Source organism: Paenibacillus naphthalenovorans (genome assembly GCF_001465255.1).
Classification (GTDB): Bacteria; Bacillota; Bacilli; order Paenibacillales; family NBRC-103111; genus Paenibacillus_G; species Paenibacillus_G naphthalenovorans.
Genome location: NZ_CP013652.1, coordinates 437202 through 463373 on the forward strand (window position 1 = coordinate 437202; position 26172 = coordinate 463373).

General features: G+C 51.0%; 26 protein-coding genes and 1 tRNA gene. 18 read left to right on the forward strand and 9 right to left on the reverse strand.

What is annotated here, in order from left to right:
- The first annotated feature begins 1 nt into the window (after nucleotide 1).
- Nucleotides 2-1399: a Fe-S cluster assembly protein SufB gene (gene sufB, locus IJ22_RS02130; RefSeq protein ID WP_062406913.1), complete on the forward strand. Its 1398-nt coding sequence runs from the start codon at nucleotides 2-4 to the stop codon at nucleotides 1397-1399.
- Nucleotides 1400-1536: 137 nt separating this feature from the next.
- On the opposite strand, the gene IJ22_RS02135 is transcribed toward sufB, so the two are convergent.
- Entirely contained in the window at nucleotides 1537-1995 is a 459-nt protein-coding gene (locus IJ22_RS02135) for a hypothetical protein (protein ID WP_062406915.1), read from the reverse strand.
- 459 nt (nucleotides 1996-2454) lie between these two features.
- Here IJ22_RS02135 and IJ22_RS02140 point away from each other — a divergent pair.
- Nucleotides 2455-2526, forward strand: a tRNA-Lys gene (locus IJ22_RS02140).
- A 145-nt stretch (nucleotides 2527-2671) separates the two neighbouring features.
- On the opposite strand, the gene IJ22_RS02145 is transcribed toward IJ22_RS02140, so the two are convergent.
- Nucleotides 2672-3676 carry a ThiF family adenylyltransferase gene (locus IJ22_RS02145; RefSeq protein WP_062410822.1) on the reverse strand — a complete coding sequence of 335 codons (1005 nt, stop codon included), beginning with the start codon at nucleotides 3674-3676 and terminating at the stop codon, nucleotides 2672-2674.
- A gap of 74 nt (nucleotides 3677-3750) precedes the next feature.
- The gene (locus IJ22_RS27045) at nucleotides 3751-4467 is read right to left on the reverse strand and encodes a molybdenum cofactor biosynthesis protein (RefSeq protein ID WP_054819308.1); all 717 of its coding nucleotides are present in this window, start codon (nucleotides 4465-4467) and stop codon (nucleotides 3751-3753) included.
- Nucleotides 4468-4598: 131 nt separating this feature from the next.
- On the opposite strand from IJ22_RS27045, the gene IJ22_RS26210 reads away from it, so the two are divergent.
- From IJ22_RS26210 to IJ22_RS02210, 14 genes are all read left to right on the forward strand, one after another.
- Nucleotides 4599-4748 (forward strand): hypothetical protein, encoded by a 150-nt coding sequence (locus IJ22_RS26210; protein ID WP_160327335.1) that lies wholly within the window; start codon nucleotides 4599-4601, stop codon nucleotides 4746-4748.
- A gap of 232 nt (nucleotides 4749-4980) precedes the next feature.
- The gene (locus IJ22_RS02155) at nucleotides 4981-6435 is read left to right on the forward strand and encodes a bifunctional metallophosphatase/5'-nucleotidase (protein ID WP_054819322.1); all 1455 of its coding nucleotides are present in this window, start codon (nucleotides 4981-4983) and stop codon (nucleotides 6433-6435) included.
- Between the two features lie 23 nt (nucleotides 6436-6458).
- Entirely contained in the window at nucleotides 6459-7265 is an 807-nt protein-coding gene (locus tag IJ22_RS02160; protein WP_062406917.1) for an undecaprenyl-diphosphate phosphatase, read from the forward strand.
- A 115-nt stretch (nucleotides 7266-7380) separates the two neighbouring features.
- On the forward strand, nucleotides 7381-8505 hold the full coding sequence (locus tag IJ22_RS02165; RefSeq protein WP_062406919.1) for an HD-GYP domain-containing protein: 1125 nt from the start codon (nucleotides 7381-7383) through the stop codon (nucleotides 8503-8505).
- A 131-nt stretch (nucleotides 8506-8636) separates the two neighbouring features.
- A complete protein-coding gene (gene yfkAB, locus IJ22_RS02170) occupies nucleotides 8637-9779 on the forward strand; it encodes a radical SAM/CxCxxxxC motif protein YfkAB (RefSeq protein ID WP_062406921.1) in 1143 nt (380 codons plus the stop codon).
- Between the two features lie 38 nt (nucleotides 9780-9817).
- A complete protein-coding gene (locus IJ22_RS02175; protein ID WP_054819309.1) occupies nucleotides 9818-11188 on the forward strand; it encodes a hemolysin family protein in 1371 nt (456 codons plus the stop codon).
- Between the two features lie 88 nt (nucleotides 11189-11276).
- Nucleotides 11277-11774 (forward strand): AI-2E family transporter, encoded by a 498-nt coding sequence (locus tag IJ22_RS02180; RefSeq protein ID WP_235594231.1) that lies wholly within the window; start codon nucleotides 11277-11279, stop codon nucleotides 11772-11774.
- Nucleotides 11735-11875 (forward strand): hypothetical protein, encoded by a 141-nt coding sequence (locus IJ22_RS26640; protein ID WP_249929493.1) that lies wholly within the window; start codon nucleotides 11735-11737, stop codon nucleotides 11873-11875. Before IJ22_RS02180 ends, IJ22_RS26640 begins: the two co-directional genes overlap by 40 nt.
- Before the next feature lie 42 nt (nucleotides 11876-11917).
- Nucleotides 11918-12802, forward strand: coding sequence for a YitT family protein (locus IJ22_RS02185; RefSeq protein ID WP_062406925.1), 885 nt, complete (start codon nucleotides 11918-11920; stop codon nucleotides 12800-12802).
- Nucleotides 12803-12956: 154 nt separating this feature from the next.
- Nucleotides 12957-13160: a spore coat associated protein CotJA gene (locus IJ22_RS02190; RefSeq protein ID WP_054819311.1), complete on the forward strand. Its 204-nt coding sequence runs from the start codon at nucleotides 12957-12959 to the stop codon at nucleotides 13158-13160.
- Nucleotides 13161-13183: 23 nt separating this feature from the next.
- Nucleotides 13184-13447, forward strand: a complete 264-nt coding sequence (locus tag IJ22_RS02195) for a spore coat protein CotJB (protein WP_062406927.1) — start codon at nucleotides 13184-13186, stop codon at nucleotides 13445-13447.
- Between the two features lie 28 nt (nucleotides 13448-13475).
- Nucleotides 13476-14045, forward strand: coding sequence for a manganese catalase family protein (locus IJ22_RS02200; RefSeq protein WP_054819312.1), 570 nt, complete (start codon nucleotides 13476-13478; stop codon nucleotides 14043-14045).
- Between the two features lie 223 nt (nucleotides 14046-14268).
- Nucleotides 14269-15051, forward strand: a complete 783-nt coding sequence (locus IJ22_RS02205) for a class I SAM-dependent methyltransferase (protein ID WP_201023583.1) — start codon at nucleotides 14269-14271, stop codon at nucleotides 15049-15051.
- A 118-nt stretch (nucleotides 15052-15169) separates the two neighbouring features.
- Nucleotides 15170-15823 carry an HAD family hydrolase gene (locus IJ22_RS02210; protein ID WP_062410824.1) on the forward strand — a complete coding sequence of 218 codons (654 nt, stop codon included), beginning with the start codon at nucleotides 15170-15172 and terminating at the stop codon, nucleotides 15821-15823.
- Between the two features lie 49 nt (nucleotides 15824-15872).
- Here the strand turns inward: IJ22_RS02210 and IJ22_RS02215 are convergent, their stop codons facing one another.
- The 5 genes from IJ22_RS02215 to IJ22_RS02235 form a co-directional block, all read right to left on the reverse strand.
- On the reverse strand, nucleotides 15873-16976 hold the full coding sequence (locus tag IJ22_RS02215) for a YheC/YheD family endospore coat-associated protein (protein WP_137669887.1): 1104 nt from the start codon (nucleotides 16974-16976) through the stop codon (nucleotides 15873-15875).
- A 7-nt stretch (nucleotides 16977-16983) separates the two neighbouring features.
- Nucleotides 16984-18171: a YheC/YheD family endospore coat-associated protein gene (locus IJ22_RS02220; protein ID WP_062406931.1), complete on the reverse strand. Its 1188-nt coding sequence runs from the start codon at nucleotides 18169-18171 to the stop codon at nucleotides 16984-16986.
- The gene (locus tag IJ22_RS02225) at nucleotides 18172-19536 is read right to left on the reverse strand and encodes a YheC/YheD family endospore coat-associated protein (protein WP_062406933.1); all 1365 of its coding nucleotides are present in this window, start codon (nucleotides 19534-19536) and stop codon (nucleotides 18172-18174) included. It lies immediately after the preceding gene.
- A 223-nt stretch (nucleotides 19537-19759) separates the two neighbouring features.
- Nucleotides 19760-21001, reverse strand: coding sequence for a YheC/YheD family endospore coat-associated protein (locus IJ22_RS02230; RefSeq protein WP_235594232.1), 1242 nt, complete (start codon nucleotides 20999-21001; stop codon nucleotides 19760-19762).
- A gap of 61 nt (nucleotides 21002-21062) precedes the next feature.
- On the reverse strand, nucleotides 21063-22436 hold the full coding sequence (locus tag IJ22_RS02235) for a YheC/YheD family endospore coat-associated protein (protein ID WP_062406935.1): 1374 nt from the start codon (nucleotides 22434-22436) through the stop codon (nucleotides 21063-21065).
- Between the two features lie 150 nt (nucleotides 22437-22586).
- Here IJ22_RS02235 and IJ22_RS02240 point away from each other — a divergent pair, with 150 nt between their 5' ends.
- Nucleotides 22587-23759, forward strand: a complete 1173-nt coding sequence (locus tag IJ22_RS02240) for a DUF445 domain-containing protein (RefSeq protein ID WP_062406937.1) — start codon at nucleotides 22587-22589, stop codon at nucleotides 23757-23759.
- Here the strand turns inward: IJ22_RS02240 and IJ22_RS02245 are convergent.
- Nucleotides 23723-24856, reverse strand: coding sequence for a CdaR family transcriptional regulator (locus IJ22_RS02245; RefSeq protein WP_062406939.1), 1134 nt, complete (start codon nucleotides 24854-24856; stop codon nucleotides 23723-23725). The two genes, IJ22_RS02240 and IJ22_RS02245, sit on opposite strands and share 37 nt — an antisense overlap.
- A 155-nt stretch (nucleotides 24857-25011) precedes the next feature.
- On the opposite strand from IJ22_RS02245, the gene IJ22_RS02250 reads away from it, so the two are divergent.
- Nucleotides 25012-26157, forward strand: a complete 1146-nt coding sequence (locus IJ22_RS02250) for a glycerate kinase (protein ID WP_306274569.1) — start codon at nucleotides 25012-25014, stop codon at nucleotides 26155-26157.
- Nucleotides 26158-26172: the final 15 nt, after the last annotated feature.

The following is a 26172-nucleotide window of genomic DNA, read 5'->3' on the forward strand; positions in this document are numbered from 1 at the left end:
GATGGCAAAAAAAATGCCGGAACTCGGAGAGTATAAATATGGTTTTCGTGACGAGCACAAAGCCGTATTTCAAAGCGGTAAAGGGCTGACCCCGGAAATCGTAACGGAAATTTCCAGAATGAAGGGCGAACCGGAATGGATGCTGGAATTCCGTTTGAAATCCCTGGAGCAGTTTATGAAGATGCCATTGCCGCGTTGGGGCGGAAATATGGATGATCTCGATTTTAACGATATCCAATATTATGTAAAACCTTCCGAAAAACAAGGTAAAACTTGGGAGGAAGTTCCTACCGAAATTAAAGAAACGTTCGACAAGCTGGGAATTCCGGAAGCGGAACAGAAGTTTTTGGCCGGCGTCTCTGCCCAATATGAATCGGAAGTTGTTTATCACAGCATGCAGAAGGACCTGGAAGATCAGGGCGTTCTGTTTATGGATACGGACACGGCTCTTAAAGAGCATCCGGAAATTTTCAAAAAATATTTCGGAACGATTGTTCCTCCCAGCGATAACAAGTTCGCTGCACTGAACAGCGCCGTATGGTCCGGCGGCAGCTTCATCTATGTACCGAAGGGCGTAAAGGTGGAAATACCGCTGCAGGCTTACTTCCGGATCAACTCCGAGAACATGGGGCAGTTCGAGCGGACGCTGATCATCGCCGATGAAGGCAGCTTCGTGCACTATGTCGAAGGCTGTACGGCGCCGGTTTACAGCACCAACTCGCTGCACAGCGCCGTCGTTGAAATTATTTGCTTGAAGGACTCCCGCGTACGTTATACGACGATCCAGAACTGGGCTCCAAATATCTACAACCTCGTTACCAAACGGGCCGTAGCTGAAGAGAATGCTACAATGGAATGGGTCGACGGCAACATTGGTTCGAAATTGACCATGAAGTATCCTGCCGTTGTTCTTAAAGGCCGCGGCGCTAAAGGCATGGTATTGTCTATCGCTGTTGCCGGCAAAGGACAGCATCAGGATGCAGGCGCCAAAATGATACATCTGGCTCCGGATACGACTTCGACGATTGTCTCGAAATCGATCAGCAAGCACGGCGGTAAGGTCACTTATCGCGGTCTGGCCTCCTTTGGGCGCAACTCCCAGGGCTCGAAAGCCAACATCAAATGCGATACGCTGATTATGGATAATCAGTCGACGTCCGATACGATCCCGTATAACGAGATCATGAATGATAACATCACGCTGGAGCATGAAGCGACGGTCTCCAAAGTATCCGAGGATCAGCTCTTCTATCTGATGAGCCGCGGATTGACGGAAGCGGAAGCGACCCAGATGATCGTTATGGGCTTCATTGAGCCGTTCACCAAAGAGCTGCCGATGGAATATGCGGTCGAAATGAACCGTTTGATCAAGTTTGAAATGGAAGGAAGCATTGGATAATTCCTTTTCGAAGCAAATACGTGTCCGCTGTGACTTTCACGCTTGCGTGCCAGTCGCTCGGACACGTATTTTATTTTATGCCGGTTCAAGGAAGCGGAGATCCGGGAGGGTTCTTCCTCTTTTTGTGGTTTCATGCTTCAGCTTGATAAACGGTTATTACGGATAAATTTAAAATTTCCATAATCAATAACGATGATTTTTCCTTTTTTGTTCAGCCGTAAGTTTTGAAAATTGGGTTTACCGGTACGGCGTCTCATAATTTCATATGGAATGACCCCATTTTTCTTGAATAATTTTTTTAGTTTGTACAATTTTCGTTTATATTTTTTTGATTTTGGGAACTTCTTGGAATACTTTTTCATGATTAACCAGTCATATCTGCGCCCATGCTTTTTTATTTTGCCAAGATGCTTTTTTATCTTATAAGTAGAGGATTTATAGACAACAAACTCTTTTTTATTGCTTCTGATCCCGCCCTTTGGTTTAGCAATCTTTATCACCGTGCCATTACCCAAATCATATACTAGTCGCCGTGCGCCTGATCCAATCTTTTTTTTTCCTTTAATTTTCTTCCTGATTTTATACCTAATTATCACGGCTGAATGACCTCCGTTTGTTAAAAAATTGTAAATATCACCATTATTATAATGCGAAAAAATGGAATGGCTTGGACGAAATCTCCCCATTTTTAGCAAGGGTTCAATTACCGCTTGGTATGATGGATACGAATAGAAATTTACCAATGGGCATAATAGGCTCAGAGGTGAGTCGATATGAAATGTGTCTATTGTGACAACGTGAGGAAATTCAAAAGCAAAAATCGATTGTGTTACATTTGCTCTATCATCAAACCCAGGTAAATTTTGTCTTTTATTGTGAAAGACTTGATGAGAAATACGGGCTAAAACAGCGACACGTAGGACAACTTACGAAAGTTCGAATGTTGAATATGAGCAGACTTGGCCCCGAGCCCATCGGGGTTATTTTTTTGAGGTGGGAGGTTCCGAGAGGGACTTTATTTTTTTATCGTAAAGTGCTATAATAAAAAACAGTTCAGGTCCGTAGCTCAATGGCAGAGCAACCGGCTCTTAACCGGTAGGTTGTGGGTTCGACCCCCACCGGGCCTATATCTGAATTTCCTCTTGCCGACCTCTCGTTAGGTCGGTTTTTATTTGTACAGAACAAATCGATATACCGGGGAACTTGCTGATCGTTATGATAAAAAAGGCAGCCTCGCTCTTCCTGGAATCGCAGGAGAAGCGAGGCTGATAATTACATACCGATATAACGGCTGTATAAGCTTTTGGCGGCTACAGGATCGTCTGTTCCTTGAACGATCATTCGGCCGTCCGGAAATAAAACAAGCGTGATGTCATTTTCCAAGTGAAGCTTGAGCAAAAACGGATTCAACTCCAGACGGCCGAGTGGACGGAGCTTGTCGGCCCATTCGCCCAGAGAAAGCGCGGATGGCCGTACAGGTTGAATTTGTACGGAATTTCGCCCGCATAACGTTTGAATGGTTTCTTCCTGAACGCTGGCGTTTAAATAATCAAACCGGCGTTCTCCACAGCAAGGGCAATCGGCCTTCCTCGCCTTGGAAACATCGACGGCGGCGTATTGATTATACCATAAGTCCCAATGAATCATCTTGCGGTTTCTCTGACTATCGGCGCCGATCAGCACTTTAAGCGCTTCTGCTCCCTGATGTGAAGCGACCGTATGAATGATCGGTCCGATGACGCCCGCCGTATCGCAGGTCTCCGTCGTTCCTTGTTCCGGAGGTTGTCCGAACAGGCAGCGCAGACAGGGGGTTTCTCCCGGTACGATGGTTAGACTGACGCCCCGTGAACTGACCGCCCCCCCGTATATCCACGGAATACCGTGCTTGACGCTTACGTCATTGATCAGGAAGCGAACGGCAAAATTGTCTGTTCCGTCAAGAATGAGGTCGACGTCCTTCAGCAGGTCTTCTGCATTCGACCAGTTGAGATCGGTCACTACGGGTTCGATCGTCACGGAGGAGTTGGCGGCGCGCAGCCGCGCAGCTCCGGCCTCGGCTTTAGGAGCCGAACCGGCGGCATCGGCCTCATCATAAAGCATCTGTCTCTGCAGGTTGCTTCTCTCAACGAAGTCCCGGTCGATCAACCGTACAAAGCCGACCCCGGCTCGTACCATATGGTTCGACAGCACGGTACCCAGCGCACCCATGCCGACAATGGCCACGCGGGCTTTTTGAAGCTTGGCTTGGCCTTCCTTGCCGATCGGTGCGAACAGGATCTGCCGGGAATAGCGTTCCGGGTCGGGAGCTGAAGCTTGTGCAGCAGCAGCCGAGGATTGTACGTCCTGTACGGTCACTTTGAGACACCTCCTTGACCCGGTATCTCTGCCGTAGGGTTCCAAGGCCCAAGCTGATGCCCTTTCCATTCGGAGCCGTCTTCCCATATTTCCTTTTTCCAGATCGGGACAATCTGCTTCAGCCGCTCAATGGCATAGCGGCTTGATTCATATGCGGCATCCCGGTGCGGAGAGGAGACGGCGATGACAACGCTGATTTCTCCAACCGGAACAGAGCCCAGACGATGAGTAATGGCGATAAGTGTTCCCGGGTATCTGGCGGCGATTTCGTCCCCGATCTGATGCATTGTGCGAAGCGCCATAGGCTCGTAGGCTTCGTATTCCAGCAGGGTCGTCCTTTTGCCGTGTGTAAACTCTCTGGTGGTTCCAATGAACGTCAGTGCAGCGCCGTGATGAGGATGCAGTACTTTAGCCGTTACTTGATCAATGGAAATGGGGGCCCGTGTAAGCTCCATGTTTTCCGGTTCGCCTCCGGATACGGGAGGAATAACCGCTACCTCGTCCTGTTCGCTTATGAATACGTTCTCATCTGCGTAGGCTTGATTCACGGCGATGAAGGAACCGGCGAGCGGTGCGGCGATTTCGGGATATAATTCAGCCAGCTTCGTTTTGAGCTGAGACGGGGTCAGCTTATCTTCTTCAACATCCAGCTCCAGCACGGGGGAGCCTATGCTTTCGGCCAAGCCGGCAAAAAGCAGAAGTTTGAGCTTCATGGTTGTCACTCCATTCTGGCAGCGCCGCCTATCGGCAGACTCTGTTTTTACTATTCAGCATACCATATTTTTAGGAATAAATGATATAATAGATAAGAAGTTCCGAGAAAGAAATCGGAGGTATATTGAGGGTGCTCCAAGTATATGATGATGTAAGGGGTGACGTCCGCTATTTGGCTGGCGAGCTTGCGGCCCTTTGTCCCGAATCGTTTTTGGCCCGCAACCGTGTGAAGGGCGTAAACGGCAAAACGATCGATTGGAGCACCCGATATACGGCATGAATCTCTCGGCCGTGCGGCCGATCCGGCCGCACGCCGATCCGTTTGCAGGCCGCGGCAGGTGTCTTCACGTGAAAAGTGTTGTGAAATTTTGTGTCTTATTACGATGAAAAGTTGGGGATGGAGGCAACCAGCGGTTTCAATAACACAATCACGCCTGGGCAGCTGCGAAACCCGCATCCGGAACATGGAATTCATATTCTAATTATCGCACTCGAAGGAAGGTGGCCTTGTGATTCCGGAGCGGATTAGGCTTCGTATCCTTCATACGAACGATATTCACAGCCATTTTGAACAATTGCCCCGCATCGCTTCGATCATCGCAAGCCTTCGGCAGGAAGCAGGGGCGGAACATACGCTTTCGCTTGATATTGGAGACCATATCGACCGGATGCGCCCCGAAACGGAGGGAACCGGAGGGCTTGCCAATATTGCGCTGCTGAATGCGATTGGCTACGATGCCGTTACATTGGGGAACAACGAGGGGTTAACTTGCACGCCTGAAGTGCTGAACGAATTGTATGGAAAGCATGCACGGAGCAAAGTAGTGATTGCCAACCTGCGGGACGCTGAAACAGGAAGCCTGCCTTTGTGGGCGAGTCCTTATGCAATTTTTAATAAATCGGGTATTCAAATCGGAGTTATCGGCGTTACAGCCCGCTTTACTGATTTTTACCGATTGTTGGGGTGGAATGTATCTGATCCGTTCGAGGCTGTCGCATCGCTGGCGGCAGAGCTTCGTCCGAAGGTGGACGTCCTTATCGTGATGTCCCATTTGGGGCTGAGCAACGATGAGAGAATGGCGGCCGAGATTCCGGGCATCGACCTCATTCTGGGCGGACATACCCATCATTTGCTGGAGGAACCGATTCGTTCAGGCCGTACGCTGATATGCGCCGCAGGTAAATTCGGCCAGTACGTCGGGGTAGTCGATTTGGAGCTGGATGCCGTCTCCAAGCGCTTACTTCACGCCGAAGGCGGTGTGAAGGCGGCTGCCGAATCCGAAGAGGAAGAAAGCATTCGATTACAGATTCAGCAATACGCTGTAAAGGCTAAAGCTTCTCTTGACCGGGAGGTTGCTCGGATCGATTGTGATTTGGACGTGGATTGGTACGGCGAGTCCAGATTAGGGAATCTGCTTGCTGCCGGCTTGCGCGATTGGGTTGGAGCCGAGATCGGGCTGGTGAACGCCGGTCAGCTGCTCGGAGGGCTGCCCCAAGGCCCGGTGTCGGCAGGCATGCTGCTCGAATTGTGCCCATCGCCGATCAATCCTTGCCGAATGAAGCTGAGCGGGGCACAACTGCTCACAGCGTTGGAGGAATCGCTGCTTCCCGAATTTATGAACAAGCCGCTCTATGGCTTCGGCTTCCGGGGCAAAGTGCTCGGTACACTCTGTGTGGACGGGATAACCATCGAGTATGATCCCGAGGCGGCTCCCTACTCGCGCATACTTTCCGTTCGTGTAGGGACGGAAGCTCTAGAACTGGAGCGTCTGTATACCGTAGGAACCATCGACATGTTTACATTTCGGATCGGTTACCTTTCGATCGCAGAAGGCTTGGAACCCGAATTTTTTATGCCTGAATTTTTGCGGGATGTACTCCTTAAGGAGCTGCATAACGCCAGAGCCATGAAGGACAGCAGCCGCAAGCGCTGGGTTCGCATGAATGGACAAGCGGCACCCCATTAATCCGTTTCAGAGGTGGGAAGCCTGTGTACGATTGGTGGGTAGCGGTAGTAATAGGTATTGTGGAAGGGGTAACGGAATTTTTGCCTGTCTCCTCTACAGGCCATATGATATTGGCGGGTACTCTGCTTGGGGTATCTGAAGCCGACGAGCGGATGAAATCTTTTGAAATCGTCATTCAGCTCGGCGCCATATTGGCAGTGGCTATCGTGTATTGGAAACGGATTGCAGGACTATTCAGATTCGGAAATAAGAAACAAGCAGCACGTAAAGGCTTGAATTTGCTGCATATTCTGCTTGCGATCCTCCCGGCAATGACGGTCGCATATCTGCTGAGTGATTGGATCAAAGAGCGTCTGTTCTCGCCGGAAACGGTGCTGATTGGTCTTGTGCTTGGAGGCATACTGCTGATTATCGGAGAAAAACAGCAGTCCGCTGTCACGGCCGATGATGTGGATAAGCTGAGTTACTATCAGGCCTTTATGATCGGATTATGGCAGATTGTCGCGCTCTGGCCCGGCTTTTCCCGTTCGGGATCGACGATTGCAGGCGGTATGCTGGCCGGAGCAAGCCGGAGCGCCGCTGCCGATTTTTCGTTCATTATTGCCATTCCCGTGATGGTCGCGGCTACCGGGTATGAGATGTTAAAGAGCGCCGGAAGCTTTTCTTCCGCCGATTTCGGTTTTTTCGCCATCGGCTTTGCCGTTTCATTTGTCGTGGCACTGCTGGCGGTGGTGACGTTTATCAAGTTCGTGCAGAGGTTTAGCTTGACCTTTTTCGCTTATTACCGGTTTGTCCTTGCCGCACTGTTCTGGTTTTTTCTTCTATTGTAACTTTTTTGTCGATTTATGAAAAAAAATATTGCTCTTTTTCATTGAATCCGATACGCTAGGGGTATAGGGTATCAGATTTTTTGAATTATTTTAGAAAGAAGATGTGGTTAGTCCTATGCGCTTGCTCCCGATCGGCAAAGTAGAGTCCGGTATGAGGCTCGCAAAAAGAATTTATAATTCGGAAGGACTCCCGCTGCTGATGGAACAAGTCGAATTGACCCAAACCATGATTCGACGACTTATGGATCTCGGAGTCGATTTCGTCTACATCGATGACCCGAGAACCCGAGACATCACGGTTGAGGATACGATTTCCGAAGAGACACGGATTCGGGCCATCTCGCAAATACGCCGTTCCTTCCGACAGCTGATGGGGGATCAGATGAAGCGTACATCCATTACCGGACTCCAGCTTGGCAAGGAATTTCGCAGTGTCATGGACATGATCCTTAACGATTTGAGCAATCATAAAGAATCGATGATTATGCTGACCCATATCAGCGCAATGGATGACTATTTATACCATCATTCGATGAATGTTTGCGTCTATTCGACGATGCTCGGCATGGCTCATGGCTATTCCCGGGACGAATTGATGACACTTGGCATAGGGGCGCTGCTGCACGATATCGGCAAGACCCAAATTCCGTTAGAGCTGCTGCGCAAAAAGGAACCTTTATCGGAAAAAGAATACGATTTAATCAAGCAGCATGCCGTGTACGGTTTTCAATTTCTAAAGGACGAGCCCAACATCCCGCTGATTGCGGCGCACTGCGCTCTCCAGCATCATGAACGGATGGACGGCAGCGGATATCCCCGGGGGTTGAAGGGAGACGAAATTCACGAATATGCGCGTCTCATCGGCCTGGTTGATTCTTATGATGCCATGACGACACACCGCGTGTACCGGAATGCGCTGCTGCCTCATCAGGCGCTGGAAATCCTTTTTACAGGCTCCGGAACCTTATATGAGACGGAAAAAATTGAATTGTTCCGCGATAAAATCGCCATCTATCCGATCGGCATTACCGTTACTCTGAGTACGGGTGAAAAAGGGGTTGTCGTTGATTTGAATTCGAAGGTGCCGCATCGTCCGGTCATTCGGCTTCTGCAGGATGCCGAGGGTCAGGAACTGAAGGACACGCCGGAAATCGACTTGTCCAAAGCCTTGTCGGTAACGATCACCGGCGTGAATGATATGGATGTGCCTCCTCCTCGCGGCACTCAAGTCCGTGCATAAGAATAAAGCCCGAAACCCGGTAAAAGGTTCTCGGGCTTTGGTTTTCTTTTTAAACTTATTAAGATACAATAAAGAATAGATATTTTATCAAGAGGTTTATACTATTTTATATAGAATCAGGTGTAGAAATAATGTCCGAACGTTTCAACGTAATTTCAATGCCGAAGGCGGAACTGACGCCGCTTTCTCCTGAATACGACCCCTGGGATCCGCTTCGTTCGATCCAATTGTACGGAGAACACCGTCTTACGAGCATCGAGCTTACCGTAACCAATTTATGCAATATGCGCTGCGAGCACTGCGCGGTGGGCGAGACGCTGACGATGACCGAAGGACCGCGCATTCCGCTGAGCACGATTTTGAACCGGCTCGATGAGGTGGAGGATCTGCAGACGATCAGCATTACCGGCGGCGAGCCAAGCTATCATGAAAAGACCGTCAAGGAATACATTGTGCCGATTCTCCGTTATGCCCGCGAGCGCGGAGTCCGCTCACAGATCAATTCCAACATAACTTTGGAACTTTCGAGGTATGAGCTTCTTGCTCCTTATCTTGACGTGATGCATATCTCATTTAATTATTTAAGTGCGGACGACTTCTACGAAGTCGGTTTTGCGCGGACGGATCGCCGCGTATCCAAAGAAATGGCCGTCAAAATGTATGACCGTATGATGAACAATGCGGCCGAGCTTTCCAAAGGCGGCATGTTCGTATCCGCCGAGTCGATGATTAATTACCGCACACATGAGAAGCTGCCTGAAATTCACCAATTGATACGGCAAATGGGCTGCAAGCGCCACGAGGTGCACCCTATGTATCCGAGTGCGTTCGCTTCCGGACTGCCGGTCCTTCAATTGGATCAGACCCGCGAAGCGATCCACCGGCTTCTCGATCATAGGGACAAAGAGCTGTGGATGCTGTTCGGTACGCTTCCGTTTTACGCCTGCAGCAGCAATGAAGAGGATTGGAAGATCGTAAGCCGGCTTCGTTCCGAGCCGAATGTGACCGTGCGCAATGATCCTGACGGACGAAATCGGCTGAATGTGAATTTGTTCACGGGCGATGTGTTCGTCACGGACTTTTCCGATGTTCCTGCACTGGGCAATATTCACAAGGATAAGTTGAATCAAGTGTACGAAAGATGGAAACGGCACCCTTTGCGCGAATCCGTGAACTGTTATTGTGAAGCGGCAGCATGCTGCGGACCGAATCTTCTTGTCGCCGACACCTATTACAAAGACGTGGATTTTAAGGCGCGCCGTGCGGTAATGTAAGGGACTGCAATTTATAAAGCGGAGGAGTTTGAAGATTCTTGGAAATTCAAAGTTCAGGATTCGATTTCGGACGGATTGCTCTGAATCTTCTATTGGTCGCGTTTCTGGTATTCCTCAACGGTTTTTTCGTAGCCGCGGAGTTTGCCCTGGTCAAGGTCAGGCAATCTCGCCTCCAGCAGCTTGAGAGTGAGGGCAACAGCAGGGCGGCCTCCGCGCTGGCCGTAACCGGGAAGCTGGATGCTTACCTCTCCTCCACACAGCTTGGCATCACGCTGGCATCTCTTGGTTTGGGTTGGGTCGGAGAGCCCGCGATCGCTCATCTGATCGTAGAGCCTGCGTTCCAATGGCTTGGCCTGGGAAATGCGTGGTATAAAGATGCCCTTTCCTTCGGGATTGCCTTTGCTATCATTACCTTCCTGCATATCGTGCTGGGTGAATTGGCCCCCAAATCCATTGCCATTCAGAAATCGGAAGCGGCATCTCTTTGGCTGTCGGGTCCTTTGATGATATTTTATAAATTGTTTTATCCTGCCATCTGGCTTCTGAACGGTGCCGCGAACCGGCTGCTCAGGTTGATTGGGGTACAGCCTGCCGTGGAGCAGGAGGCCCATACGGAAGAAGAAATCCGTATTTTGATGGATCAAAGCGCCAAAAGCGGTCACATCGACAAAGACGAGATGGCTTTGTTCGATAACATCTTTGAATTCTCGGAGCGGGTTGCAAGGGAAGTCATGGTACCCCGGACGGATATGGAATGTTTGTTTACGGTACTGACGTTCGGGGAAAATCTGAACATCGTTTACGAAACCAAGCATACCCGCTATCCGGTGGCGACCGATGACAAGGATGACATCATCGGGTTCGTGCATATGTCGGATCTGCTTACGGCCGATCCCGATCAAACGCATGATCTGAAAGATTTTTTGCGGCCTGTTCTGATGGTTCCCGAAGCCATGGAAATCAGTCATGTGCTCAAGCTCATGCAAATGAAACGTTCGCAGATTGCCGTGGTGGTCGATGAGTACGGCGGAACAGCGGGACTGCTTACAGTTGAAGATATTCTGGAGGAAATCGTAGGGGAAATTCACGATGAATTTGATATCCGTGAACGTTCTGAAATCGAAAAGCAGGGAGACATCTATTCGGTTGACGGACGCGTTCTGATCGAGGAGCTTAACGATTTGCTGGCTCTCGGGATTGAGGACGATGAAGTGGATTCCATCGGCGGCTGGATGTTTAAACAGCTGGAGGGTTCAATCCATGTAGGCAAAAAGCTGGAGTACGGCTCATTCTTGTTCGAAATCACGGAAGCCGAGCGGCTTAGAATATTACGCGTATCCATTCAGCAGATAGCCAAACCAATGACCGAGGAAAGCCCGGGCGTTCAATCAAACCAGCATAACGTGTGAGGGAGGAAGGCCGATCCATGTCACTAAGAACGGCAGTATTTTGCACCTTGGGCGCTATCCTTTTGTACGGTTAGAGCGTCCCGTTCAGATGATGATGAAATATTTTCGAATCGGACGCATGACGGCCTCGGCAGCCGCCTGTACATTATTAACAGCGGTCATACTCGGTTTTTTTTATATGGTTGGCATCAAAATCATTTCAGAGCTTATACAATTGTTGAAAATAGCCCCGGGTTATTTGAATGATGCGATCCTGTTCTTTGAGAATACGACCTCAAGCTCCGGGCTGTTGTATCAAACGCTGCTGTCCGGGGTGGCTGAGCAAGTGGTGAAATGGATGGAATCCAACGTAGGCTCGATTGCGGAAGAACGGCATTTTGCTGGCGATTTACGGTTATTCGCTCGGGGTGGCGAAAGTGATTCCAAGCTTGTTTATTTTTTTGTTGTGTTCATCATCGGACTTTATCTGATTTCATTTCATCTTCTGAAGCTGTATGAATCTTTATCGAGCCGAAAATCATTGGCGATGCCATCGGAATCAACGCATTGGCCGCGCTCGTCAGTATGTATGCAGGGTTTCAACTGATCGGCGTCGTCGGACTCGTTCTGGGCCCGGTCATGGTCATTGTATATCAAGCGATGCGCCGCGTCGGATTGCTTAAAATAAACATCAAGCTGGAGGGTTAACTTACAGCATGATCATTCAATCATAGTAAAGGTGGGAATTGTATGCAAGCGGACTTACAGCAAATCAAACAGCATTCAAAGCTGTCCGCAGCGAAGATTGTGCACCGCGCATTTTTTATCTTCCTGGGGGCAGCGCTCGTATCCGTCGGACTCGAAATTTTTCTCGTACCCAACAGGATCATCGACGGAGGCATTGTAGGCATTTCGATCATTTCATCTCATTTGACTGCCCTTCCAGTCGGTATATTCCTGTTGTTACTCAATTTGCCTTTTTTGCTTATCGGCTATAAACAAATCGGCAAAACCTTTGCCCTATCCACATTGTATGCGGTCATCCTGATGTCCCTCGGAACCTGGCTGCTTCATCCGGTAGCTCCGCTTACGATTGATCCTCTGCTCGCATCGGTGTTCGGCGGGGTTATTCTCGGAATCGGGGTCGGGATCGTAATCCGTTTTGGCGGTTCGCTGGACGGTACGGAAATTTTAGCGATTCTGTTCAGCAAAAAAACGCCATTCTCCGTAGGAGAAGTAGTCATGTTTTTTAACCTCTTCATTCTCAGCAGCGCAGGATTTGTCTTCGGTTGGGACCGGGCGATGTACTCGCTTATTGCCTATTTCATTGCTTACAAAATGATTGATATTACCATCGAAGGGTTTGACGAATCCAAATCGGTCTGGGTTATCAGCGACAACAGCCGTGAAATTGGCGATGCCATCATCAGCCGTTTGGGCCGCAGCGTCACTTATTTGCAAGGTGAAGGAGGCTACATGGGCGGCGACAAACTCGTGATTTTCTGTGTAATCAACCGTCTGGAGGAAGCAAAGCTGAAATCGATCGTCGAGGAACTGGATCAGGGCGCATTTCTTGCGATCGGCAACATTCACGACGTGAAGGGCGGACGCTTCAAGAAGAAGGACATTCATTAGTAAGACAAGCTGTCAACAGGGCCTTTTTAATCTCAGGTTACCCAGTATGTGCCGGGTAGCCTTTTTTTTTTTCGTTATAGAATCGGAAATAAACATAATGGACAAACAGGAGCTGTATATATAGAGGTAGTATGAACAAGGAGGCACATCCGTTATGGAACAGGAGAAAGTATGGTATCCGTATCATAGTCCGTTCGACCCGTGTCCGCCGATTACAGTGAAGACTTACAGTACCCCGCCAAATCTTTATATTCACTATCAACCGATGCATCTTCCCCAATACCCGCCGATGGAAGCGCTGATGCGCGGCACGCTCTGGCCGGCGCTCTTTAGTCCGTACATTTCGAAAAATTGCTGAAGCGTGAAGGAAGGAGAATAGGTATGCAACAACCGCTTCCGGAACATTTTTACACCATGCTGCAGGAACTGCAGGCGATTGACTTCGTGCTGGTGGAACTCACGCTCTATCTGGATACGCATCCTTTAGACGTTCAAGCCATTCAGCAGTACAATCAGCACGCGCAGCAACGAATGCATCTGGCCAGGCGTTTTGAGACGGAATTTGGTCCGCTTATGGCCTATGGCCACAGCTATTCCAGGCATCCCTGGCAATGGATCGAGACGCCCTGGCCATGGCAGGTTTAACCAATGAACGCTGGAGGGGAGCAGTGGCATGTGGATCTATGAAAAGAAGCTGCAATATCCGGTAAAGGTAAGTAAATGCGATCCCAGAATGGCAAAGCTTTTACTGGAGCAATATGGCGGTGCGGACGGCGAGTTGGCCGCGGCGCTGCGGTATTTGAATCAACGCTATACGATTCCGGATAAAGTTATCGGTTTGCTGACGGATATCGGGACAGAGGAATTCGCTCATCTTGAGATGATTGCTACGATGGTATACAAACTGACAAAAGATGCTACGGTGGAGCAGCTGAAGGAGGCCGGATTGGACGCTTATTATGCCAGTCATGACCGAGCGCTGTTTTACAGCAATGCGGAGGGCGTTCCTTGGACTGCCGCTTATATTCAAGCCAAAGGAGATCCGATCGCCGATTTGTATGAAGATATAGCGGCGGAAGAGAAGGCCAGAGCTACATATCAATGGTTGATTGATTTGACGGACGATGTGGATTTGCAGGACGGGCTCAAATTTTTGCGGGAGCGGGAGATTGTCCACTCGCTGCGGTTTCGTGAAGCTGTAGAAATATTGAAAGCGGATCAGAGCGAGAAGAAGGTTTTCTGAACGAAAAAGCATTGGTAAGATAAGCGAATTTACTTGTCCAGGCGAAGTCAACGGATTTCGCCTGTTTTGTCGTTTCAGCAAGCCTTCGGGCAAAAAGTAAAAAAAATGCGCGTTAACTGGGAGGGCCGACCGAATTGTGATAAATTGGTAATGTTGCTTGAAAGAGATTTTGAAAATTACGGTCCGCCTTATAATCAAATTATGCGGGAGGGAACAAAAAGCCATGATGGACCCAAAACAGGCAAAAGAAACCGTTCGGGATCAGTTTTCCAGAAATGCGGAAAAATATGTGACTAGCAGCATCCATGCCAAAGGAGATGATCTTCCGCTTTTGGTGGAGTGGCTGGAGCCTGGAGCGGACTGGCAAGTGCTTGACGCAGCTACCGGAGGAGGACATGTTTCCAAAGCGCTCTCCCCATTTGTAGCGCAAATAGTTGCAACGGATTTGACAAAGGAGATGCTGGCTGCAGCTCGCAAGCATCTGATAGAGGAAGGCTGCGACAACGTTGGATTTGTGGTGGCTGATGCCGAGGATTTGCCGTTTCTGGACGACTCCTTCGATGCGGTCACCTGCCGGATTGCCGCGCATCATTTTCCTGACCCGGGGCGGTTTATTACGGAAGCGGCACGCGTCTTGAAGCCTGGAGGCAAGCTTCTGCTTATTGATAATGTGGTTCCGGAGGAAGCTCGTCTGGATTTGTTCATCAATACATTGGAAAAGTTAAGGGATGAGAGCCACGTGCGATGCTGCAGCCTGTCTCAGTGGACCGGATGGATGAAGGATGCAGGTCTGGAAGTACGGAAACAGAGGGTCCGCAAGAAGACATTCGAGTTTCCGACCTGGGTCCGGCGAACGGCCAGAACGGAGGAACAGGTAAAGCAGGTCGAATCCCATATCCTGAAGGCGGATAAGGATTTGCAGGAGTACTGCGGATTGGTGCTGAAAGATGGGGCCATTCGCTCCATTACAATTGACGAGTGGATGGTTGTTGCAGGAAAGGAATAAAAGCAGTGGACAATGCCTAATTGACATTCTTTGCAAATCATGGTTGTATAGAACTTGACGTTTTTGAAGGACAGGGGAGGAAAACGAATTGGCGATTGCAATCACAAAGCCGGAGGCTATGATCTTCGACCTGGACGGGACCTTGTTTCAAACGGAGACGTTGCTGTTGCCGGCTTATCGGGCGACGTTCGACAGACTGCGCGAGGAGGGACTGTATGAAGGCGAAACGCCGCCGGAAAAGTACGTTCTCAGCGGTCTGGGCATGTTGCTCGAGCATATTTGGCAGATGGTGATGCCCGAGGTGGACCAAGCAGTTCACCGCAGAGCGGACGAGCTCCTGTTAAAGCTGCAGATTGAAGGGATGGAGCGGGGCGACGGGAAGCTGTATGACGGTGTAGCCCATACTCTTCAAGGGCTCCGCAGCAGGGGAATACGGCTGTTTATCGCAAGCAACGGACTGGAGGATTATGTGAAGGGGGTCATCCGATACCAAGGTCTGGAGACGCTGTTTGAGCCTGGCGGACTTTACAGCGCAGGGGAGTACCGAACCCGGTCAAAGGCGGATCTGGTACGGATGCTCTTGGATCGGCACGGGGTAAGCTCCGCTTGGATGGTAGGTGACCGCTCCTCCGACGTGGAGGCGGGACATGCCAACGGATTGTTTGTCGTCGGCTGCGATTATGCCGGCTTCCGCAAGGAAGGAGAGCTGGATCAGGCAGACGTGAGGATTGCGGATTTCAGCGAACTGCTGAAGCTAGTAGACGAAACGTGAAGGAAGCGACTTGCATTATAACGGAAATCCCATTAGAAAATGGAAAAAATCAGCGGGTTACGCCGCTGATTTTTTGTTTGTTCAGCCAAAGTGCGAATTCGAGAGGACGTCTGACGGCTATCCGGTACGTTTCTAATTCTCCGATCCGGTAAAAGACTTCCCGCGAAGGCTTCGGATTGACTTCAAGCAGCCAGACATGTCCTTTGGGATCAACAGCCAGGTCAATCCCCGCCTCGCAAAGTCTGCCGAATTTATCCTCAAGGTGCTTCATTACGTTTAGACCGAGTTCGTATGCGCTCTTTTTAATGTTCTTCACGACGTCATCCGAATTGAAACGCTTCTTCAGCAAGGCATCCATCGAAATGGCGGTGCCTCCGCCGTGCAGATTGGAAGTAACGGACTGTGCGGGCCCGATCCGGCCGGCGCAGCCGGTGATCTGCCATTCTCCGTTGCCGTCTTTTTGCACCAGCATGCGAAAGTCGTGAACCCGGCCGTCTTTTAAGCGAAGTGGAATTCCTTGCTGAAGGATGTATTTCTCTTCCAGTTTCCAATCACGAAGCTTCACAGGTATTTGCGCTAAGGTCACTTTATGCATGGGAAGTATTCGCCGGTTCGGGTCGCGCCCCTGCATCAGATAGACTCCGCCTCGAAGCCGCTGCAGTCGGATGATGCCGCGGCCTCCAGTTCCGCTTTTTGGCTTCATGAAGATGACCGGATGCTTTTTGAGAAATTGGCCCAGTTCTTTTGCATCTTTATACTTGACGGTTGCCGGCAGGTGAGGTTTGATACTTGAATTCTCGGATAGAAGCTGATGCATGGACCACTTGTTGGTGAGGGGGCGGCTTAAATAGCGTAAGGAACTGTACTGCTTGCGGAATCTTGTCAGCTTGCGAAAATTTTCAAGTCCATGGTAACGGCAGCGGTCATAGATGATGGGCGGAAATCTGGTCCACTTTCGGACCCACTTCCCCATTGCAGGATTATATTTCAAAGCGTGAATCCGGGACCTGGTTTTATCTACATCATCTGGTGTGAAGACCAAAATTTCCAGTCCAAGCTTTCGTCCGCTAATGCTCAGCTTACGGAAAAAGGAAATTTCTTCTAGCCTTTGTCCCGCCAAATACATAGCCAATACCCCCACTGGATACCTCACGCGTTTTTCACCTGCTTTCATCGGCAATGCTCTTTATAGCGGACATGGTTGAATTTTTTTTGAAGAACCGTTTGGGCTTTCTTTTGCACAGGTAAATGGAATAGTCGATTAAATTTTCAAGCGATTTTTTTCGGATGGGGGGTTCGTCAAACTTCATCGGCTTGGAGTTGGCTTCGAAAAACCAAATATGTCCAATTTGGTCCACTCCGAGATCCATAGACATTTCGCCGAGGGAATATCCGTACGATTTCTCAATTTGTTTGGCTATGATCAAGGCTGTCTTCCGCGCCTCTCTAATGATGCGTTTGCTGCCAGCTGTTCCGAACGAGGAGTTAAGCAGCTTGACAGGATTGTCAATCGAACCGCCCCGCGGGACGTGGGTCGTAATACTGGACTTTCCCGCAAGCCGCGCGCCAATGCCCGTTATGGTCCACCGGCCTTTGCCGTTCTTCTGCACAAGAACCCGCAGATCGAAAGGTCTTTGCTTGTAGCTTGAAAGGACGATTCCTTGTTGCATGATATATTCTTTGGAGTTAATTTGGCGTTGGATCTCCGTCCACAGTTCCGAAACGGTCGAATACCGGGAGATATGGCTTTTGGTTTTGTTCTGGATACTGAGCTCGTATGAGTTGCCTTTTGAACGTCCGCCACTAATGCGGCTGACCCTCATGATGCCTTTGCCCGCTTTTCCGCGAATCGGTTTAAGGTAAAGGAACGGATAAGCCAGAAGCATCTTATGAAGTTCTGTGCTTGAAGACAAACGCTCCGTGACGGGAATAAAGGGCCTTGTTTTCTGCGATTTGTTAATCCATTCGAAGAGGTTCCATTTGTTAAAAAAGGCCGGATTAAAAAAATGGATCTGTCCGTGGCGCAGACAGGTCTGAATGACCTGCTGCACCTCGGGATAAAGCTCGAATTTTCGGTAAGGAATCCGGTTATAGACAACATGGGGAAGAGGCATCCGCTGTTTGGTCCACGATTTGGTTGAAGGGTGATATGAATAACCGGGGACATGCTTGCCGGACAGCTTGAAATCAGATGTGGTCATGACGTATACCTGCACTCCGCGTTCCTTACCGATTCGGATCAGATCTACAAAGTTATCCTGGTTCCCGCGGAATACTCTTTTTTTGTCGGCATAAGTGAGAATGGCCAGGGTGGGCCGCTTCTGTTTCCTTTGTATGATGGCACCCACTTAAGAATCCCTCCTTGACCGGAATCGGCTCAGGAAGAGACAATAGTCGAAAACATACTGAAGTGAACGTCTTCCCTGCTCCTTGAGGGCAGGGTGTTTAAATATGGACCGCCCTGGTTTGGAGTTGGCTTCGAACATCCAGATGTGTTCGTTTTGATCGATCCCGATATCAAAACCGAGCTCGCCAAGGGTGTGGCGGTCATTGCGTTCGATCGCCTCCGCCAGCTTGATGGCCGTCTCTTTGGCGTTGGCGAGAACAGCCTCCGCCCGCGTTCCTAATACTTCCTTCAACACCTGCTCCGGCGTCATCAATTGGCCGCCGGTACGCACGTGTGTCGTGACGCTGCCTCTGCCGGCCTTCTTGGCTCCGATCGCGGCAACGACCCATTGGTTATTGATGTTCTTGGTCATATGGAAGCGGAAATCGATCGGACAGCTGTCGATTTCAATCAGCCTAATGCCCTGTTGGGCGACATAACCGTTTAAGCCGCTGCTCTGGCGGTTTAACAGGGACATCAGCGATTCAAATTTTTTGAAACGCAGCAGCACATTGCGTTCTCCCCTGCGGAAACGTGCGTAATACCCCTGCCTCGGATTATACGTCAACCGGTAAATTCCGATGCCGAGGCTGCCGGCGGTCGGTTTGAGATAAATAAACCGGTGCTTCTCCAGCATTTCCTTCATCTGTGCCGGCGTAGGATTGATACGGGACTCCGGTACGTTTTTGAAGACATCGGTGTCTTCGAGCAGATTGTACACGTCCCATTTGTCAAAGAAGCTCCAGTTGAACAACGGAATGCCCTGCCGCACGAAGCGGTTCTTGAAGGCATTCATGGAAGCGAGCTTCTCCGCTTTGCGGCTTGGCAATCGGTTATAGACCACGTCCGGCAGCGGCAGCACTTTGCGGACCCATCCGCCGCCGCCGCTCGGAACGACTGCGTTTACCGTCTGTTGCGACCAGTTCACGTCACGGGGCGAGAAGCCGAAATAGAACGCTTTGTCTTTCCCGGCCTGCATGAATTGACGGATGAATTCCGTCCGCGAGCCGAAGGGAGCGGAGTTGCCTGGAGAAACGCTGGTCAAGATGCCGATCAGCGGGCCCAGGCGAAGTTCGGTATTGTCGCTAACAATCAGAGTGGTGCCGCTTCTGGGAATGCGTAACTGGGTGTACACATATGACGGTAAATAGACTTGGTTTCCGCTCTTCTTCAGCAGCTTGAGTTGCAAATAGAGGCTTTTGCTGCCGAGCTTTAAGGTCACATTTCTTGCTTTGGCCACCTTCAGGGTTTTGGCCAATTCACTTGTCAAGTAAACGACCCGTTCTTGCCGCTTAATGACATGAATCGTGCAAGTTGTCAAGCTCATGTTGAACCTCCTAAGAGTTTTGCCGGAGGCAAAACTGGCTTCGTATAGATGTGCTTTGCGTTTTGCCGGAGGCAAAACTGGCTTCGTAAGGAATGAGGCAAGAGGATATGAAAACTTTGCGACTGGCAAAGCAGTTCTGATTCGTAGGTACTGTTGGCTTCAGGAGAAGGAACGAGCCTGAGCGCCGATGCGTTCTTTTTTGACGGATGACGTGATTTCCGGCCTAATGGTTTTTTGGCATCCTTGCTCCTTCAACGACTTTCCCGGAGAGTCTTCTTCCCGTGCCTCCGAAATTTTTTCCACGCTTCCTTTCGTCCTGCTGCCGCAAGATATACCATGCATAATGAAGGGGATTGGCCAAAGCTGCACACTTTGCCTGATCGTCTTGCAAATAAGTAAAGATGGAACGGCCGGGCTTGGAATTCACTTCAAGAATCCATAAATTACCGTCCCGGTCGACGCCGTAATCTATCCCGAGCTCGACGAGCCGTCCGTGATATGATTCCAGAGCGATCGGCAGCTCCTCCGAGAGGCGAGTCAGCTTGCGAAGAAGCTCCTCGGCGGCTTCCCGCCCGAATTCCCGGGCGAGGAAGGGAGCGGCGGGCTCTGCCGTGCCTCCTCCATGCAGGTTTGAAGTCAGGCTGCCGTCCCGACCCCGGCGAACAGCCATGCCGGTTAACTGCCAGCGGCCGGTGTCGTTTTTTTGCGCCAGCACGCGCACGTCGTACGCTTCGCCATCTTGGGTCTGCAGCGGCAGATACTGCTGCAGCAGGTAGCTGCGCCGCGCGACAAAACGGCGCAGCCATTCCAGCAGCGCGGCCTTGTCCGCGAAATCCCGCTCAAAAGCGCGGTTTCGCTTATCGCGTCCGCGCACGGTAAATGCCGGTTCAGCGGTGTTTACCGTTCCGGCCGCGGGGAGCGGCCTGCTCCGCACGAGCAGCACGCCGCGGCCTTGCGAGCCGCTTTGCGGCTTCAGGATGACTTCCCGGCATTCCCGGAGCCAGTCTGCCACCGTCCGCATGCCGCGCAGTCGTTCGGTCCGGGGAAGATAAATGCCAAACCGTTCATCCTGCTCCAACAGCTGCTGAACGGTCCATTTGTCTTTAAGGCCGCACCCTAAAAGGCGGACGGACGGGTGTTCGTCCAGACGGCGCATTACCGCCCGATATGCTGCGTACTGATGCCGTTCGGTGAAAAAACACCGGTCATACACGACGGACGGCAGCGGGAATGTCCGGCACATCCATTGCTTATGATCAGGATCATAGGCATAACCTGTCACTTGCTTTCTGCTCCAATCGATGCCAGGCGGAGTAAACACGAATACCATCAAACCGCTTCGTCTACCGGCTATACACAAGCTGCGGTAGAAGCGGCGGTTTCGAAAAGGCGGATCCTCATCGGTATGCGTCGTCATGATGCCTACCGAACGATCAGCGATCCTCATGAAGCTGGAGATCATCATGCGCGTCACCCCATAAGTGCAGGGAGCTTCCCGAACGGGAAGCCGCCCGAAATGGTAAAACTTAAAAGCTTGCGGAATGTCTGGCGTATTGTACAAGCTTTTTCACCGAAGGCCGGATTTTATTGTCCGCTGCAAGCGGCGTGTTGTCTTCTTTCGACGGCTTCGAATTGACTTCGATCAGCCAAACGCGTCCATGGATATCGATAGCCAGATCGATGCCGAGCTCTGCAAAATGGCCAGGCACTTGTGCTTCGATTCCTTTGGCGATCTGCACCGCCGCCCGGCGCAGCTTCGGAAGTCCGCCGGATGCGGCGGCAGAGCCTGAGCGGGCCAGCGCTTCTTTTACGGTGCTCAAGCTTCCGCCCCGGGCGAGGTTGGAAACAAAATGATGATTTCCCGCAATCCGGGCTACGATGGAGGTAATGGCCCACTGCCCGGTTTCGCCGCGCTGCACTAAAGCGCGGAAATCGATCGGCCTTCCGCCCGCCGTCAGCAGATCCAGTCCCTGCTGGATTTGATAGCGATGTTTTTTCACTTTTCCGGATACGGCGGCAAACACGCCGGTTAACGAGGAAAACGATTGTTTACGTGCGCCGCTCAGATTGGTAAAATGACAAATGTACGATCCGTCCGGCTGTTTGCGTATCCGAATGATTCCTTTGCCCAGACTTCCCGTAACGGGCTTGAGAAATACGGTTTTATGCTTTGCGCACATGGACTTCAGCATTTGAAAATTCCGCAGCAGGTATGATTCCGGTAAATAAAGATGCAGACCGCTCTCCTTGCGGAGCGCGTCAAAGACTTCCGTTTTGTCCAGATATTTCTCGTTAAACATGATGGTGTTATGACGGGTTTTGACTTGGTTTATAAAATGCTGAACATTCGGCCGTTTTTCCAGCTTGCGCGAGGTGAGCCGATTGTAGAGGACATTCGGGATCGGGAGGTTGAGCTTTTCCCATTTCTCACCTCCGGCATAGCGCCACCCCTGAACCGTATCGCTCTGCCCGTGGAGGTCGTCCGGGGTGCAAAAGAACACCACGGCGCCATACAGCTTGCATGCATCGGATAACTCCCTGCAGAATGCCGTGTTCGCGCCAAACAATTTGTCGGGCGACGAAGGATGGACGCGACTGACCATCACGCCGATCAGCGGTCCGATTTGAATCGTACGTGTTCCGGATTTGTACTGCAAACACAACTGGTCACCCTGCGACAGCCCCCATGCGGCAGCAAGCGTTCTGCTTATGCGAAGCGTGCCGGTTTGCGAAACAGGCATGATCTTTACTTCCTGCTTGCTTGCTCCGAAGCGCAAATGCAGAGTAGTGTGAAGCGGGATTTTCCATTTCTTTGCGATCGCATCGCTGAGCATCAGAACGGAGCCGTCCGAGGAAATGTCGGGGTTTTGTATTTGAATCCTGACCTTTGTTCTTTTCATGCGGAACTCCTTCCCAGCAAGGGCTTGCCGTACGGCATGCCTCAGCATGCTTGGAACATTACCAAACGAACTACTTCATCATATGAGGGCGTTTTCCCCTTGGTGAATGGGAAAGAGCCTCTACTTGCAAAAGGATGTGAACTTCGCAGCATGCTGAATGTCTGGTTTATTTTAATGAATATAGCTGTGGCCGGTTTTGTGGGCGGGGTAACCAACCACCTGGCGATCAAAATGCTGTTTCATCCCCGCCGGGAATGGCGCCTCTTCGGAATAAGGGTACCTTTTACGCCGGGTCTTATCCCTAAACGCAAGGACGAAATCGGCCGCTCGCTTGGCAAAGTGGTAGGAGAATATCTGGTTACCGCTCACGGGCTCTCGCAAATGCTGCAAAAGCCTGAAACGAAAGCCCGCCTGGAACAGGCGCTTGGCCGGATTGTAACGGATTGGACGGGACGGGAGATCACGGTACGCGAACTGCTCGCCAAGTGGCTGGCTCCCGAAAAGGCGGATGAATGGATTTCGCGGCTAGCCGGATGGCTGCGGGAGCGTATGGGGCGGGGAATCGAATGGCTTTGGCTGGAAAAGGGCTTGGGAGATATGAAGCTGTCGGAACTGCTTCCGGATTGGTCGGAAGAGAAGCGGGAGCGCTTCGTAGAATGGGGAGTCGACTTGTTGATTGAAGAGATCAGGAAGGAACTGATGTCACCGAACGGGGAACATATGCTGCGTCAAATGACGAACCAGTTCATGGGGCAGACAGGCGGTTTTCTGGGCGCGCTGGCCGGCATGTTTATGGATGAATCGAAGACGGTTGAAAAAATCCGGGCGGCTCTTCTTCAACAGCTGGAATCCGCAAATGTGCGGATTACCCTCGGTCATTTTATCCGCAAAAAAGTAGAGCAATTTGAAGACATGAGTTTGTCTGTTGTGCTTGAAGCGGCGGCCAAAGAGGAGAGTCTGCCTTTTCTTAAAGAAAAAGCGCAGTCGCTGCTCCGTTTTGAGGATTGGCTGCATAAGCTGGGAGAAGCCCGCCTGGATGAGGCACTCGGCCGTTACAGGGAGACGCTGCTGGAGTATACTCCCGAAGTGGCAGAGCGCCTGCTTGCTCTTCTTGCGAATCATATGGAACGGATCATAGAAGCGATCGAGCTGCCTAAAATCGTCGAAGGGCAGATTGCCCGCTTTCCGATTGAGCGCGTGGAGGAAATCATACTTGGCGTGTCGGGCAAAGAATTCCGGGCCATTACCTGGCTGGGAGTTTTGCTCGGCGGAATCATCGGGTTGATTCAGTCGCTGCTGCTGCCCTTGTTTAATTCCATGTGAAAGCTTTCCGGTCTGAACCACAGCACAAACTGAAGCAGAACGGCATCTTGAAATTGTTGGGGATCGTAGCCCGTTAACGCCTTGATTTGCTCCAAACGGTAAATCATCGTGTTCCGGTGAATATTCAGCATTTTTGCAGAGCTTGCAATACTCAGGCTGCAGTCGAAAAACGCCTGCAGCGTCTCGCGCATTTTGTCGTTCCAGTAAGGCTGAATTTTAGTCAGCAGCCGGTTGCGGTGCTCTGATGGAATTTCATGAACCAAAGCTTTGGCTTCCACGGTGTCAAAGCGGACCAGGGGGCGGTCCTCGGATTCGCCCATACGGAGGGCGAGATCCGCTTCCGTAAACCCGAGACGGATCGCTTCGCGGGTCATGACGGGAGATCCTACTCCAATGGTGTGCTTCAATGCCTCCCGCTCTAACAGCTCCGTCAGCTTGACAAGCTTATGCTCAACGCCTTCCGGGGGAATCTCATAAAAGAGAAAGAGCAGTTTTTGCGGCCGGTACTGACTGATCAGCGCCTTGTCCGATTGAAACATGCGTTGGACCTTGGCAAGAAGGCCTTCATTTCCTTTATTTTCCGAAGGCAGCTTGTAAGCGGCGGCAGCCACCTGATAGGGAGGGCTGAATCGGCAGTGAAGCGTCTCTAGTCTTTGATCGATCATCGGCAAATCCGGAGCGGAGGATTGGAGAAGCTCCTCTACAATCAAATCAACGGTCATTTGCTTCCATTCATCCTGCAGCTTCAGATGTTTCTGCTTGATCATGAGCTCGGTCGTCATCTTGACCAAATGGCCGAAAGGCTTGACCTCATTCGGGGTGCCCGTAATGCCGATCGCTCCTACCACCCGTCCATTATAATGAACGGGCAAATTTATCCCGATGTGAGCTCCGTTCCATTGCGGGACATGATGCTCCTCTACGATCAACTCCCGGTTTTGCCGCATGGCTTCTGCGGCAGCTTCATGGTATTGTCCGATACGGCCGGCATCACCGCTGGCGATAATCGTACCTGTCAAGTCCATGATATTGATGTTGCGGTCAAGCCGTTCCATCGTTTCCTGAACGATTTCGGCGGCCAATTCAGGGGTTAGCATCAGCAGTCCTCCTCTACTTGCATTCTGTTGTATATTATAACTGAATTTGAGTTGAAAATAACTTCAAAATTTAGTTAAAAGCAATAAAGAAAGCGATTACGTTTTCGTGTATGATAAGGATAACAGCAGATCAGATCAGACGGGAGAGAGGATGAATGATGAAAATTGTAGTCGCACCGGATTCCTTTAAAGGAAGCCTGACGGCCGTACAGGTAGGCAATATCATGGCCCGGGCCCTGCTTCAGGAAATTCCATCAGCTGAAGTGAACGTGATTCCTATGGCGGACGGAGGAGAAGGTACAGTCGACGCCTTGGTCAAAGCGACGGACGGCAGCATCGTTCGGCTTCAAGTCACAGGGCCTAGAGGAGAGCGTGTGGACACGTATTATGGCGTCATTACGGATCAAGGAGAGCCTGCTGCGGTTATCGAAGCGGCCAATGTCATCGGACTGCCTATGGTGCCCAAGGAGCACCGGAATCCTCTGCACACGACGACCAGAGGGTTGGGTGAAGTCATTCGCAGCGCTCTGGATCAAGGCTATCGGCGATTGATCATCGGGCTTGGGGGAAGCTCGACCAACGATGGAGGATTGGGGCTTCTTATTGCGCTTGGAGCCCGTTTTACCTGCAAGGACGGACGAGCTGCGGAAGGATACGGCCGTGAGCTCGGGCAGCTGGCCGAGACGGATTTGAAAGGCTTGGACCCGCGTCTTGCGGATTGCCGAATTACGATTGCCAGCGATGTGACGAATCCGCTGCTCGGGCCGGAGGGCGCTTCCCACATCTTCGGTCCGCAAAAGGGAGCTTCTCCCGAGATCGTACTTCAATTGGACAAAGGCATGAAGTCATATGCTGACCTGCTGGAGGCCCGAATGTCCCTTAGTCTGCGGGATCAGCCGGGAGCCGGTGCCGCAGGAGGGCTTGGCTTTGCGCTGTTGGCCCTGGGAGCGAATATGGTTCCCGGCGCTCGATTGGTGGAAGAAATGTCCGGTTTGAAGCAGCGGATCGATGAGGCGGATTGGGTGATGACCGGAGAAGGTCGAAGCGACGGGCAGACTTTGTTCGGCAAGCTTCCATATCATGTGGCGCAACTGGCCAAGGAAGCAGGAAAGGAAGCTATCCTGATCTCCGGCAGTCTCGGAGACGGCAGCGAACGGCTTACGCCCCATTTTGCCGGCTGCTTTTCTGTCGTACGCGGCCCCTCGACACTTGAGGAATGCATGGAGGATGCCGAGAACCATTTGTTTCAGTGCACGCTGAACGTGGCCCGTTTGTTGTATAAAGCTTCAATCAGATCATAAGGAGGAACCATGCGT